At 42.2% G+C, this 15,094-nt stretch carries 10 protein-coding genes; 4 read left to right on the plus strand and 6 right to left on the minus strand.

Features of this window, described 5'->3' with window-relative positions:
• Positions 1-21: 21 nt before the first annotated feature.
• The gene (locus tag DIU38_RS23300) at positions 22-705 is read right to left on the minus strand and encodes a DUF2306 domain-containing protein (RefSeq protein WP_112651700.1); all 684 of its coding nucleotides are present in this window, start codon (positions 703-705) and stop codon (positions 22-24) included.
• Entirely contained in the window at positions 702-2,606 is a 1,905-nt protein-coding gene (locus tag DIU38_RS23305; protein ID WP_146750350.1) for a WG repeat-containing protein, read from the minus strand. Before DIU38_RS23305 ends, DIU38_RS23300 begins: the two co-directional genes overlap by 4 nt.
• Before the next feature lie 185 nt (positions 2,607-2,791).
• Here DIU38_RS23305 and DIU38_RS23310 point away from each other — a divergent pair, with 185 nt between their 5' ends.
• Positions 2,792-3,337, plus strand: a complete 546-nt coding sequence (locus tag DIU38_RS23310) for a peroxiredoxin (protein ID WP_090535023.1) — start codon at positions 2,792-2,794, stop codon at positions 3,335-3,337.
• Positions 3,338-3,579: 242 nt separating this feature from the next.
• Positions 3,580-4,164: a carboxymuconolactone decarboxylase family protein gene (locus DIU38_RS23315; protein ID WP_112651704.1), complete on the plus strand. Its 585-nt coding sequence runs from the start codon at positions 3,580-3,582 to the stop codon at positions 4,162-4,164.
• 255 nt (positions 4,165-4,419) lie between these two features.
• On the opposite strand, the gene DIU38_RS23320 is transcribed toward DIU38_RS23315, so the two are convergent.
• Genes DIU38_RS23320 through DIU38_RS23335 form a run of 4 tightly spaced genes read right to left on the minus strand, consistent with a single transcriptional unit; the run spans position 4,420 to position 9,042 of the window.
• A complete protein-coding gene (locus DIU38_RS23320) occupies positions 4,420-5,964 on the minus strand; it encodes a DHA2 family efflux MFS transporter permease subunit (protein ID WP_112651706.1) in 1,545 nt (514 codons plus the stop codon).
• A gap of 4 nt (positions 5,965-5,968) precedes the next feature.
• Complete coding sequence (locus DIU38_RS23325; protein WP_112651800.1) at positions 5,969-7,024, minus strand: HlyD family secretion protein; 1,056 nt, start codon at positions 7,022-7,024, stop codon at positions 5,969-5,971.
• 22 nt (positions 7,025-7,046) lie between these two features.
• Positions 7,047-8,411 carry a TolC family protein gene (locus tag DIU38_RS23330; RefSeq protein WP_112651708.1) on the minus strand — a complete coding sequence of 455 codons (1,365 nt, stop codon included), beginning with the start codon at positions 8,409-8,411 and terminating at the stop codon, positions 7,047-7,049.
• On the minus strand, positions 8,395-9,042 hold the full coding sequence (locus DIU38_RS23335) for a TetR/AcrR family transcriptional regulator (protein WP_091172957.1): 648 nt from the start codon (positions 9,040-9,042) through the stop codon (positions 8,395-8,397). The genes DIU38_RS23330 and DIU38_RS23335 overlap by 17 nt, the downstream gene beginning before the upstream one ends.
• A gap of 263 nt (positions 9,043-9,305) precedes the next feature.
• On the opposite strand from DIU38_RS23335, the gene DIU38_RS23340 reads away from it, so the two are divergent.
• Together DIU38_RS23340 and DIU38_RS23345 are read left to right on the plus strand one after the other, a co-directional pair.
• Entirely contained in the window at positions 9,306-11,759 is a 2,454-nt protein-coding gene (locus DIU38_RS23340) for a PIG-L family deacetylase (protein WP_112651710.1), read from the plus strand.
• 412 nt (positions 11,760-12,171) lie between these two features.
• A complete protein-coding gene (locus DIU38_RS23345; protein ID WP_112651712.1) occupies positions 12,172-15,066 on the plus strand; it encodes a DEAD/DEAH box helicase in 2,895 nt (964 codons plus the stop codon).
• Positions 15,067-15,094: the final 28 nt, after the last annotated feature.

Consider the following 15,094-nt stretch of genomic DNA (forward strand, 5'->3'; position numbering starts at 1 on the left):
GAAGGCATTAATGCATTGGCGTCATTGCTTCGTTCCTTTACAGCAATGACGCTTTTGTTTTATACCCATTCTCTTCTCTACCTCAACCTGCCTATTCCCATACTTGTTTATAACCTCAGCCAAAATCAAATTAGGCACCCAGCTTAAAAAGGCAATGATGAGGTAATTATTATGAAAGTTTACGCCGTTACCCAAAACAGTAAACAGCCAGATATAAAACCGCAAAGTAACCGCGCCGAAAGCCAGCGCATAACTCCGGTTCATCATTTTAATATGATCATCAATTCGCCCTTTCTTAACCAATAAAAATGCCGCCAGGGTAAAGGCCACCCACAATGTATTCTGAAGTAAAAAAGATATAAATACGCCCGTACCCCGGTTTATAAAAAGCGTCATGATATAAGCGCCCGGTGCCGCGAAAAACAGCACGCCGAACACATACAGCTTTCCCAATGTCCGGTGTAGGGCTTTGTTATTATATACTTTTTTTGAAAACTGGAAAAAACCGGCTGACAGAATTATACTACTACCGATTATATGGCAATAAAAAGCAGGCAGGTACCATCCGGTTTCAACGGCTTTTTGTTTGATATGCAGAAAATAAGAATCATGATTAAAATCCCAGTACTGAACAAACGTACCGGCGCAGAGTACAAATACCCAGAAAAAGGCAAAATATCTTAATATGCGAGCGGTGATGCTCATTTTGCCGCAAGTACATTAGGCTTTATTGCCGGCAATCCTTTTAGCTTCTGATCAATCCACTGAATGTTATATTTATCTATCTCGGTTAATGAATCCTGAACGCTGAGGTTTTCTGATTTATAATGTCCGTAAAATTGTTGTTCGAACATTTCCGTCCAGCGTTTGTCTTTAAACCTATAATTATAATCGGCATAGATTTCGTTTTTCATATATCGTAGCACTTCTGGCGAAATTGCCCCACTGCTGGTCATTTCATATCGGCCATCGATCATCTTATAACAAACGTAACAGCCATCAATAAAATGGTTGTCCATTTTACGAAATTTAGTAAATGCAAAAACCCTTTTGGTGTTTCTCGTTTCCTCCACCTTGCCGTTTTGGATCTTTAACAGATGAAATACTGGCAGTTCATTTAGGTATGTGTTGTTATATAATTCAATACTTCCAACAGATGTTACTTTGACCTCCAGTAATGAATCGCTGAGCACATTGATGTTAAACTCATTGCAGCGGCCGCTGAATTCGCCGCCCCCCTCTTCGGTGTTAATGTCGGTATCGATCCTGTAACCATACAGTTTATTATTCTTGTTATCAATAAGTACCATGTTATTGCTGTCATAAAATTCAGAACGGCCACCTATAAAATAATCGCGGATTGAGTAATAAGCACTTTGGATCCAATTATCGCTGCTTGTTGCTGAACTGTTTACAGGCAAAGCTTTGGCTTTTACAATGTACTGACTGCTTGACTCTTCAAAATAAACATGGTTTCGCAACGGATTTTTAAACTGTTTAATTCCGCAAATTAAATTCAGATCATCAAGGTATGAAGGAGGGATGTAAATTGCACCATGCTGCTCCCTTGAATTAAACTCGGTAATGCCACCTACCGGGCTTTGCTTTAAAGTGAACGAAGCCGGTTGCTTAAGTTTACCGAAAATATCCTTCACGTGAATATCCGCCTTTTCCGAAACCGTATAATCGCTTTTCAGCCAAAAATAATCATCACCCTTCCTGATAGCTGCGACGTTTTCAGCATCGTTCAGAGGGAATATCTGGTCATATTCAACAGGTAATACTACTTTGCCGCTAAGGTCATAGAAGCCGCGTTTGTGGTCTTTTTCTACTTCAACAAGGTTAGGAAAAGTGCCGCCTATGGTATAAACAAGATCGTATTCGGCCGGAATTATCTCTTTGTAATCTGGACTTACTAAACCCATTTTATAGGTTTTAGCGGTATCTTTTTCCTGCTGAAATTGTTCTGAAAAATCCCATTTGCCTTTTACCACATAAAAATAGGTTTGAGCTTTAATGTGGCTAAACCAGATTATGCTATCGTATTTGGTCTTTAGGTTATTAGCATCGGCGAAAGCCTTTAAAGTTACCGGGCTGTAAATCTCTTTATCACTGTAATTTTTTTGCCAGGCACTGCTTTTATAAGCTATATAATCGGTCATGAAGCTGGTGCCATCAACCTGGTAAATTTTGTATCTGTTATTCTCTTCTTTTTCAATAGCGAACGTCAAACTACTTAGTCTGTTGCTGAGGTGGTCACCACTAAACGTTACCGGTACAACTGCAACCGCAAGTTCGGGGTTCGTAAAGCTGATTGTGCTTTGATCAACATTCAACTCAAGCTTAAACGAAGTTTCGGGATCTTCGGTTTTGTTGAGCAAAGCCGTGATTAGCCGGTTGATAGGTTCACTGTTTTGTTTATCCGGGAAATATGAAAGCAGTGAGTCGCGGTTACCTTTAATTAACTGTTGATTGAAGCTTTTTAAGAACTGCGTTATATCTTCTTGTTTTGGAGATGAAGCGCTCTTTCCTTTTAGTAAAAAGTATCCGCCTATAGCTAAAACAACAACCGTTACGGTAATAATGAGGATAGGTTTAGTTTTCATACAACCAAGGTAACGTATTTTTTTAAATAGCAAAAACAGGCTAAAACCCTTAAAATAACCCAATAAAAATCAACTATATTATACAATAATTATATAGTTAAAATCTATATAACATCAATTATTAGTATTCGGGAGGCGGTTTAAAATTTTTATATTTGCATAAACATTAAAAGAAATATCAAAATATGTTAACGATAGGACAAAAATTTCCCGAATTTTCTAAAACAGCAGTAGTAAGCCTTGAAAAAGGTAAAGAGTTTGAAACCCTTACTTCTGAGTATTTAACCAACGATGACAACGTTTGGACTGTAATGTTCTGGTGGCCAAAAGACTTTACTTTTGTTTGCCCTACTGAAATTGCTGAATTCAACAAAAACTTTGGCGAATTCCGCGACCGCGAAACCCGTTTGATCGGTGCTTCTACCGACTCTGAATTTGTTCACGCTGCCTGGAGAAGAGATCATGACGATCTGCGTGATTTGAAATTCCCTATGCTTGCTGATACTTCAAAATCATTAGCTGAAGACCTGGGCATTTTAGAGCCAACTGAAAAAATTGCTTACCGTGCTACTTTCATCATCGACCCACAAGGTATTATTCGCTGGGTATCAGTTAACGACCTAAGCGTTGGCCGTAACGTGAAAGAAGTATTACGTGTACTTGACGGTTTACAAACTGACGAACTTTGCCCTTGCAACTGGGAAAAAGGTCAGGAAACTTTAACTGTATAATTATACAACAGATAAACGTCCCCGTACTGTATTTCGGTGCGGGGATTTTTTACACCCTTTTTTAAGCTGAGGAAAAGCCAAAAGCGGAAGGCTAAAAGCCTAATGCTGAAAGTTGTTTTTTATATAGAGATGCATAATTGCGTCTCCGTAGGACAAGCCACATTGCATGGTGTTTAACCTCCTTAATTTGCATACAGGAGACGCAATTATGCGTCTCTACAATAAGAAAATCACCCCAAAAAATGAACGAAAGTACCGAAGTGATCCAGGAGATACTTGAAAGTATCGGATTAGATAAAAATTACCGTACAGCCAGCCTGAGCCTTTTAGAAACAGGCGAATCACGCTACCTGCGCGATCTTAAACTGAATTTTACCAGTACCCTTACTTCAGCACATTTAACTAATAAAGAATGTGCGCTACTTGGTTTGGCTACTGCTGCAAACAATAACAATATTCCGCTTACCAACTTCTTTACCAAATACGCTAAAGATAGCGAAGCTACCGATGCCGAAATTGGCGAAGCTGTAGGTTGCGCCTCATTGCTGGCATCAAACAACGTATTTTACCGTTTCAGGCATTTTACCCAAAAGGAAAAGTACACCCAGATCCCGGCACGAATCCGTATGCAACTCATGATGAAACCGGTAACCGGTAAAGAATTTTTTGAACTGGCCAGCTTAGCTGTATCGGCTGTTAACGGTTGCGAAATGTGTGTAAACGCACATGAGGATTCGCTTATAAAATTAGGCACTACCGAGGAGCGCATTTTTGACGCCGTACGTATAGCCTCACTAATTACCGCTACAGGTAAAGTTATATTTTAACAAGCTTAACTTATTTTAACAATGAAAAAGGCATGAAATAATAAAATTTCATGCCTTTTTCATAAATAGTATTTTATTGCCCAATAAAATTTGCGTTTATTAATTAAAATCCAGTAAATTTATACCTTAAGATTAAACAAACCCCGGTCGCAATATTCAAATATGTTGTTTATGCGGGAGGAGTTACTTAAATTTTAATTGTTAATTTTTTTTGGGGAAAGCCGTTCCGGTAATAGTGGAACGGCTTTTATTGTTTTAGTGCGAATCGGCAACAGCTTTCAGCTTTTTGAACGGCTGCAGATAAAGCAACGGTATCGAAAATAACATCACCAATCCCGATATCCAATAAGCATCATCATACGTTAACAACAATGTTTGCCTGGTAACCATACCTTCAATAGCCTGGTAAGCCATATGGGTAGCATCAATCACCGATTTACCTTTGGCCATAAAGCCTTGTGTAAGCATGTGCAAACGGTCATTAAACGGATTGTTATACGGATTGATATTTACAAGCAGATTATTGCGGTGCACACCCTGCCGTATATGGATGAGGGTGGTTAATGTAGCTATCCCGAAAGATCCACCCAACTGGCGCATCATGTTGTTCAAGCCCGATCCCTGGCCCAGTTCAGGACCTTTCAAATCGGCCATAGCCAATGTAGTAAGCGGCACGAACAATAAAGCCATACCAACACCACGGATCAACAGCGGTACCAACACGTCTTTTTCACCCGTGGCCAGCGTTGAATTGCTCAGCATATGTGTAAATACATAAAACAGGAACATGCCCGCTGTGGCCATAAATTGGGCCGGTATGCCTTTATTAAGCATCTTACCTATAAATGGCATCATCACAATGGTACATAAACCACCGGGGAACAACAGCTCACCGGTTTGCTGGGCGTTAAAGCCAAGCAGGTTTTGACAAAATACCGGGAACACGAACACCGATCCATACAAACCAAACCCAAGTATAAAGGATGTGAACATGCCCACAGCAAAACTTCGGTGCCGCAGGATGCTGAAGTTCACGATCGGGTGCTCTGTACTCATTTCGCGCCAGATGAACAATATGGTCCCTAATATAGCCGTGATGGTTAATACCAGAATATATGTTTTTGCAAACCAGTCTTCACTTTCGCCTTTTTCAAGTACGGTTTGCAAGCTGCCTACTGCAATAGCCAACAGGATAATACCCCACCAGTCAACAGGTTTACCTTTGGCATCCTTGGGTGTTTCCCGCACGAAGGTGTACGTACAAAACGCCGCCAGCGCCCCCACCGGGATATTCACGTAAAAGATCCAGGGCCATGAGTAGTTTTCAACTATCCAACCGCCAATGGTTGGGCCTACTGTTGGGCCTACAACCGCTCCCAAACCAAATAGCGCGGTTGCAGTACCTATCTGCTCACGGGGCCAGGTTTCAAGTAATATGGCCTGGGCTGTCGAAATCAAACCACCGCCGGCAATACCCTGAATAATCCTGAACAATACCAGCTCATCCATACTGTGCGCGTTACCACATAAAAATGATACAATGGTAAACACGATGATAGATGCCATGAAATAGTTTTTACGCCCAAAACGGCCGCCCAGCCAACCCGACATGGGCAATATGATCACGTTTGCTACCGCATACCCGGTAACTACCCAGGCCACATCCTCAAGGGTTGCGCCAAGGTTACCTTGTATGTGAGGCAACGCTACGTTAACGATAGTGGTATCAATCAGCTCCAGTAATGAGGCTGTGATCACCGTAATGGTAATGATCCACTTTTTAAAGCCAGTTTCAGCCATAATATTATTCTTTAATTACAGATACGTTTACGCTCATACCCGGGCGTAATTTTGCAAGCTCCTCTTTAGTGCCGTTGATTTTAATTTTTACAGGCACACGCTGTACAACTTTTACGAAGTTACCGGTAGCATTATCAGGAGGCAACAGGGAGAATTTGGCACCTGTAGCAGGCGAAAAATTGTAAACCTGGCCTTTCAGCTTCATGTCTGGATAAGCGTCAACTTCAATTTCAACTTTTAAACCATTTTTGATATTGGTAAGCTGTGTCTCTTTGTAATTAGCGGTAATGTAAAGGCTGTTATCATTCACTATTGAAAACAAAGTTTGACCAGCCTGTACCAGCTGACCTAACTGTACATTCTTTTTAGAGGCTAAGCCGCTTGCCGGAGATTTCACCAGCGTGTAACTCAATTGCAGCTTTGCATAATCAATATCAACCTGCCTTTGTGATACACCCGTGTGGGTAACAGCCAACTGGCTGCGGGTTGTACCAATTTGCTGAACAGCAGCTTTGTACTGATCCTGCGATGCCCTGTAATTAGCTTTTGCAACATCCAAATCGGCCTTGGCCTGGTCAAATTGCTGCTGGGTTACTGACCCATCTTTTACCAGGTTGGCGTAACGGTCGTAATCTTTCTGTACTTTTTCTAAATGGGCCAGATTTGATGAAACCTGGGCTTTTGCACTTGCAGAGTTTGCTTCGTTAGCAAAAATTTGCGATTGATTAACATTAATGCCTGCGCTTGCGCCAACTTGTGCCGCCTGAGCCTGCTCTAATTTTACTTTATAGTCGCGGTCATCAATTTTAACCAGCGGCTGACCAACATTAACATGGGTGTTTTCTTCAAAATAAATTGAATCAACGTAACCGCCAACGCGGGCAACTACAGGGCTGATATCGCCGTCGATCTGGGCATCATCAGTATCAATGTGTTTGCTAAAGTAGATGTATTCTTTTATACCGAAAATTACGCCGCCAATAAGTACAATGCCTAATATGATGGGGATAACTTTGTTTTTCTTTTTCGGTTGTTCCGGTGTTTCTTGTTCCTTTGCCATTTTATTTAAAGGTTTGGTATTGTTATTTGTTGATTTTTCCTGTTGATTTTTGTAGTGTATAGTAAGCCAGACCAGCATCGGCTTTAGCCAATTCTAAGTTGATCTGTGCCTGGTAAAGCAAGGTTTCTGCATCTGCCCTATCGGTTGCGGATGCTATATTGCTTTTGTATTTTGATTCGAGGATCTTGTTGTTTTCACCAGCCTGATCGATAGCGGTCTGTAAAAGTTTAACCTTTTCAAGCGCCTGGGTATAGTTCTGGTAGCTTTGGTTAACCTCATCTTTCACACGATCTGTGGTGATACTTTTATTGATGTCAACCTGCTGGCTCTGGATCTGGGCTTCCTTTACCTTGTTCTTGTTAGTCCACAATGAGCCGAAGTTCCATGACAGCGTTAAGCCGGCTGATAACGGAGTAATAAAATTGCCGCTTTTAGGTATAGGGTTGGAGTTAACATCTACATAATACCCCGCAACCGAAGCGCCTAAAGTTGGCAGCTCATTAGCTTTAATACTCTTGATATTGGTTTCGGCAACACGACTACGCAACGCGAATTGCTTAAACTCCGGGCGTACAGCCATTGCTGTATCAAGGTAAGCTGTCAACGGAGCTACCTGCCTGTCGGCCTCCTTAATCTGATCTATGTTTAACTGTGTACTTTCAGGTAAACCTAACAACACGTTAAGGTTATAGTTAATGATACGGCGGTTAGTTTCCAGGTCAACGCCATTAACTTCAATGTTTGAGCGTTGCAATTGAAAACGCAGTACATCGTTTTTAGTAACTAAGCCTTGTTCAAAAAAGCGTTGTGCCTGTTTAATCTGGGCATCAACAGTAGTTAAGTTTTGTGTTACTACTTTTTTGCTTTGCAATACTTTGTACAAGTTGTAGTATGAGCTGATTATATCGTAAACAATCTGGTCTTTATCATTCTCTACATCCAAACGGGCAACCTGTGTAAGCAAGTCGGTTGACTGGCGGGCATATTTCAATTTACCACCGGCAAATATGGTTTGGTTTAAAGTTAAAATGCCAAGGTAAGCATCAGCGCGGTTAGGCAAATTAAAGCTCGACTCGCCTAACGCAAGCCTGTTGGCCGGAATTTCAGCATGGTTATAGCCGTAGCTCACTTTACCTGTTGGCAGGGCTTCATCTTTGGCCTGGTTGTATTCTGAAACAGCCTGTTCAACCTTTGAGTTTGATAGCTTTAGTGTTTTACTGTTTTCAAGGCCGAGTTTAATGGCTTCGTCAAGTGTAATTGTCTTGTCTTGTGCGCTGGCAGCAAAAGGCAGGCTCAAAACTATGAGGGCGATACTGCCGCGTAAAATGGGCCGTAACACCTGCTTTAATAGCTTAAGGTGGTTGGTTTTGTTATTTTGAGTTGTCATGTTCTTTAACTAAATAAGCTTTTAAAAGTCTTTTCATGTATGTTTTAACACGTGGTTTCAGTTCATTTTCCATAAACTTTTCATCACGAATATCATGTCCCAATACTAATGATGATATCTGAGGCATGTTAACTATATAATTTTTTGTACCAAAGAGGGTTGCTATTACCAACGGTATATCGGCATCTGCATGAAACAGGCCGTTGTTTACACCTTCTTCCATAATTCTTTTTACCTCATATACATTTACCATCAGTATTTCGATGATCTTATCGGTAAGGTCGCCACGTTTGTTCATGGACACTTCCCTGTTAATGAGTTTTTGAAAACAGTTGTTGGCAATGATGCGTTCAACGTAATTGTCAATACATTTATCCAGTTTATCCCAGGCATTCATGCTTCCGTCGCTGCTAATATTTTGCAGCAGCGTACGGAACGAATTGATCTTGCGTTCAAAAACTGCCAGAAAAAGTCCTTCTTTTGATCCAAAATAGTAATTGAGCATAGCCATGTTTACACCGGCTTCGCCCGATATGGTACGGGTGGAGGCTCCGTCATAACCCAGGTCCGCGAACACCTTTTCGGCCACGTCGAGGATATGTTCCTTTTTATCTATTTTATCTTTTTCCATTGTTTTAACGGCACAAAATTAATCAAACGATTGATTAAGCGTATCGGATTGAAGCAGAAAAAGTTAATCAGTTGATTAAGATTACCATCGAATGACAGATTTGTTTGACAATGCTTGAAAAAATTGTAAAAATCAAAAGTGTTTGTTGAAACATTTAATATTTATCATCAAAAACTTTAACAGATTGATGGTCACCGTAATGGTTTTGTTATATTATTGATACAGAAAATACAGAATATCTATCTTTCAATATATTTGTTGCTATGAAGCGTATCCACCTCATTGCAATATTCCTGTTTGCAACTGTTTTTTCAAAGGCCCAAACCAACCCGCCTACCGATCTCGGCACCATTCAGCAAAACCTTAAAAAGCTTGATGTGCTTGGTAGTGTATTATATGTTGCCGCCCATCCCGATGATGAAAACACCCGGCTGCTGGCTTACCTGGCGCAGGAAAAACATTATCGCACCGGTTACCTGTCGCTCACCCGTGGCGATGGCGGACAAAACCTGATAGGCAATGAGCAAAGCGAATTACTTGGCTTGATCCGTACGCAGGAATTGCTGGCTGCCCGCCGGATTGATGGCGCCGAACAGTTTTTTACCCGCGCCAATGATTTCGGCTTTTCAAAAGGACCGGAAGAAACGCTAAAGATCTGGGATAAGGACAAAGTATTGGGCGATATAGTTTGGGTGATCCGCAAATTCAGGCCGGATGTGATCATTTGCCGCTTCCCAACAACCGGCGAGGGGGGCCATGGCCACCACACCTCATCGGCCATATTAGCGCAGGAAGCTTTTACAGCCGCAGCCGATCCAAACCGTTACCCTGAGCAATTAAAATATGTAAAGCCGTGGCAGGCCAAACGCCTTATGTGGAACACCTTTAGTTTTGGAAGTGTCAATACAACTGCTGCCGATCAGTTTAAGATCAATGTTGGGGTTTATAATACCATCCTGGGTAAAGGTTATGGTGAAATAGCTGCCGAAAGCCGCAGTAATCATAAAACCCAGGGCTTTGGCTCGGCCAAGCAACGCGGCGAATCATACGAGTTTTTTAAAACTATTTTAGGCGATGCCCCGCAAAACGACCTCATGGATGGTGTTAATACCACCTGGAAACGGGTTAAAGACGGAGACGCTATTGCAGCCATGATAAGTGTAATCAGCCGGAACTTTATCAGCGAAGCACCAGAAAAATCATTGCCTGCATTGGTACAATTACTCATGAAAGTTGAGAAAGTACCGGATACCTACTGGCGCGAACAAAAAACTAAAGAGCTAAACAATCTCATAGCGGCATGTGCCGGCCTGTGGTTTGAGGCTTATGCTACTGAGTCAACTTACCCACTCGGCGATAAAATAGGCGTGCGCGCGCAGGTGATCAACCGTTTTAATTATCGTGTTAAAATAAACAGCATTGATGCCAATGATAGCTCTTTGGCGCTGCAAGGCAAGGAGATCCCATTTAATCAATTGCAAACTTTTGAAACTACTGCGGCAGCTTCCATGCTAACGCAGCCTTACTGGCTGGCCTCATCGCACCCAATAGGCGTTTACACGTTACAGGATAACACGCTTGCCGGTAACCCTGAAAATCCTGACCTACCAAAAGTTACTTTCCAGTTTATTATTGAGGGTAAGCCCATCAATATCGATCGCCGTATTGTATATAAATACGTTGACCCGGTTAGGGGCGAGGTTTATCAGCCTATTGAAATAACGCCACCGGTAACAGCTAACATTGAAGATAAGGACTATATTTTCAGCGCACAGCAGGCACAAACAGTGTTGGTAAAGCTGAAAAGCTTCACCAAAGCAAGTGGCACCATCAGTCTGAAACCCGCTGCCGGCTGGAAAATAAGTCCCGAAAAAATTGACTTTACCGATAAGGACAAAAATGAGGAATGGTCGGTAGCATTTACGGTTACCCCAACTGATACTAAAACTAAGACTACCGATCTGGAAGCGGTGGTTAACGCTAACGGCCAACCATTTTCACTTAGCCTTCGCCGTATCAGGTATGATCACGTACCAGCTATTACCCTATTTCCGCCGGCACAAACAAAGCTTGTTTACCTCGATCTTAAACATAACGGCAGAAAAATAGGCTACATTGTCGGTGCCGGCGACCAAATGCCCGAAGCTTTGCGCCAGGTAGGTTATGATGTACATTTACTAAGTGAAAACGAGGTAACAAACGGCGATCTTTCGGGCTATGATGCCATCGTTACCGGCGTACGGGCCTACAATGTGAACGAGCGACTTGCTTATCAGCAATCGAAGTTAATGGCATATGTAAAGAACGGCGGCAACCTGGTAGTGCAATACAATAACAACAATGGTATTGTTGTAAAGCAAATAGGCCCATATCCGTTTACCGTAGTGAACCGCAGGGTTACTGACGAAAACGCCGAAGTGACGATTTTAGATCCGCAAAATCCGGTATTAAACTATCCTAATAAGATAACCAATGATGATTTTAACGGTTGGATCCAGGAACGCGGATTGTATTTTGTAAGCAATATCGACCCGCAGTACAAACCCCTTCTCCAAATGCACGATAAAGGCGAAGAACCACTTAACGGATCATTAATTGTTGGTGATTATGGCAAAGGCAGGTTTATATATACTTCACTTGCATTTTTCAGGGAGCTGCCTGCCGGCGTACCGGGAGCTTACAGGTTGTTTATTAATCTATTGAGCAAGCCAAAGTAAAAGAATAAACAGCGAAGCTATCAGGGGCCTCTGCGAGAGACCCTGATGGAACATTGACATCCACATCACGTCATGCCGAACTTGTTTCGGCACCCCACAAGACAGGTAGCTGATTTACTCAGCGAGGCCGCTTAGCAAGTGGGGTGTTGAAACAAGTTCAACATGACTACGATTTTTTATTATGTCATGAGTAGAACAAAGCAATTCCCAAGTCACAGGGTCGCTTTACGACATCTCTTCCCCTTTATAAGCATACAATATCCGGCATAAAAACATTTTATGTTATCAAAACCGTGTCAATTTCAGTGGGTTAACAATTTTTTAATATAAAACTCTTTCAATTACAGTAAATTCTATTTACGTTTGAATTTTTTCTTGATGTAGCTTCAAATAATTTTTTACCCTGAAGCACATGTTACGCGTCGACAGTTCCAAACCATGCCAAATTATTTATGCCATTGCCAAGCATGACTACCTGTCGTATGTTATTGAGCCTCACATTGTTCAGCTTAATCCCAATGGTGAATTTTCGTTAACCCATCAGCGTTTATTTTCCAATACCGCCAAAGAATTTTGCGAGTTTCTGGACGAAACTGATATCAGGTTGATCAAACTGCTGGAGGAGATGGAGCAGGGAAACGTGATCAAAAGGTATTATAAAAAACCAATCCGTCCGTTCGAGTTTTTCTCCAAGATCTTCAATGAGCAGATGTTCGATATGATCCGCCCAAAACTGGAGAAGCGTATCGCCGAAGCCTTATCGTTACTTTGCGGCAAGCAGGTGTACCAGATGAGCAAGGAAGGCTATCCCGGCGAGCGTAAGCTTCAGCTGGCTACCGAAGCAGCATCGGTATTATTTCATTTCAGGCGTAGTGAGCAAGAGATCAGGTATTTCCCTACTATCAAATATCAGGGCATGCGCATTGAGTTCATGTTTAAAAATGCAGAGATTATTTGTAACCACCCGGCCTGGATGCTGCTTGATGATACCCTGTATTATTTCGACAAGGAGATTGAGGGTAAAAAACTGCAACCATTCCTGAACAAGCGTTTTATTGCCATACCCAAATCGTCCGAGCAATCATACTTTGAAAAGTTTGTAGCCCCGCTTATCGAAAAGCATAATGTTTACGCCGAAGGGTTTACCATCAATACCGAAAAGTATGATGCCTGCCCTGTGCTTAAACCTATTTATATTGAAGGCGGTACTTCGCAGCTGCAACTTTCTTTTAAGTATGCGGGCTATGTATTTCCTTATGGCGATGGCAGGCACATTTCTGTGCGGATGGAAAAAACCGGCGATGATTACCTGTTTCACCGTATTAAACGTTCAACTACCTGGGAAAAAGGCAAGATGCACCAATTGGAGCAAATGGGGCTTAAAATAGCTTCATCATTGTTCCAAAACCTTGAAGTTGCCGGCCACGATGAAGATGATGACCGCTCGTTCTCCGTTTTTGAATGGCTCAATCAGCATCATGATCAGCTTATTGAACAGGGTTTTGAGCTGGAACAGCCCGAAGGGCAAAAACGCTATGTATTTGGCAGCAGCAAAATTGAGCTTGAAGTAACAGAAAATAACGACTGGTTTGATATCAACGCCATGGTGAGCTTCGGCCCCTACCGAATCCCTTTTATCCAGTTAAAAAACCATATCCTCAATCATAAAAAGGAATTTACATTACCATCGGGCGAAATAGCCGTGATCCCGGAAAAATGGTTTTCACAATACGGCAACCTGCTGCATTTTACCGAAGGCAGCAATGAGTTAAAATTACGCCGTCATCATATAGGCCTCGTTACTGATTTGGCCGAAGGCGAAATGGCCAGCGTTACGATGACCCGTAAACTACAAAAGCTAACTAATTTTGATGAGCTTGAAGATGCGCCGATGCCTGTTAATTTTGAAGGTAATTTGAGGCCATACCAAAAAGCGGGCTATAACTGGTTTCACTTTTTAAAGCAATACCACTTTGGCGGCTGCCTTGCCGATGATATGGGTTTGGGTAAAACCATCCAAACTTTATCACTGCTGCAAAAGCACAAGGAAGATACGGAAGAGGCTGGAGGCAAAGCCACTTCGCTGGTGATCATGCCAACCTCGCTGATATATAACTGGCTTAATGAGGCCCGCAAATTCGCGCCGCAATTGAAACTTATGGTACATACGGGCACTATGCGCTACCGCAGTGCCGAAGTTTTTGCCAATTACGATGTGGTGATCACAACTTATGGCATCAGCCGCATTGATATCGAAATGTTTAAAGGCTTCTTTTTTGATTATGTGATCCTGGACGAAAGCCAGAATATCAAAAATCCCTCGTCGAAATCATACCAGGCGGTTAAACAGCTCAAGTCGCGCTTTAAATTGATCTTGAGCGGTACCCCGGTCGAAAATTCGGTCAACGATTTGTGGACGCAAATGTCGTTCATTAATCCTGGTTTATTGGGCGCGCAACAGTTTTTCCAAAACGAGTTTGTGGCACCGATAGAGAAGAAAAAAGATGAAGATAAGGCCCGCAAACTTCAGGCCTTGATCAAGCCTTTTGTGTTACGCCGCACCAAAGAGCAGGTAGCAACAGAATTGCCACCCAAAACTGAAAATCTTTTCTACTGCCAGATGACAGAAGAGCAGTCGTCGGTTTATGAAGAGGTAAAATCCGAATACCGGAATGAGTTGCTGAAAAGCCTGGAGGATGGCACGTTCGCTAAAACACAGATTCAGGTATTGCAGGGTTTGATCAAGTTAAGGCAAATTGCTAACCATCCTATCATGATCGATAAGGATTATGAAGGCGACAGCGGTAAATTTGAAGATGTGGTGCATACCTTAGGCAACGTGCTTGATGGTGGTCACAAGGTGCTCATATTTTCGCAGTTTGTAAAACAGCTTAGCATTTACCGTGAGCATTTTGAGCGCGTTGGTATTCCTTACGTCTATCTGGACGGTGCCACGCAAAACCGCGGCGATGTGGTTAAACAATTCCAGGAGGATGAAAAAACGCGTGTGTTCCTAATCTCGATAAAAGCGGGGGGCGTAGGCCTTAATCTTACCGAAGCCGATTATGTGTTTATTCTCGATCCATGGTGGAACCCAGCTGTTGAGCAGCAAGCCATTGACCGCACACATCGTATCGGGCAGACCAAAAACGTTTTCATCTATAAATTCATCACCAAAGATTCGGTTGAAGAAAAGATCCTGGCCCTGCAGCAGCGCAAACTCAGCCTGTCAAGGGCGTTGATCACTACCGAAGAAAGCTTTATTAAATCGCTTACGGCGGACGATATTAAGGAGATCTTGGGGTAAGCCATACTCCTTACGGAAAGGACTTAAT

It is taken from the genome of Mucilaginibacter metallidurans (assembly GCF_003286435.2).
Taxonomy (GTDB): domain Bacteria; phylum Bacteroidota; class Bacteroidia; order Sphingobacteriales; family Sphingobacteriaceae; genus Mucilaginibacter; species Mucilaginibacter gossypii.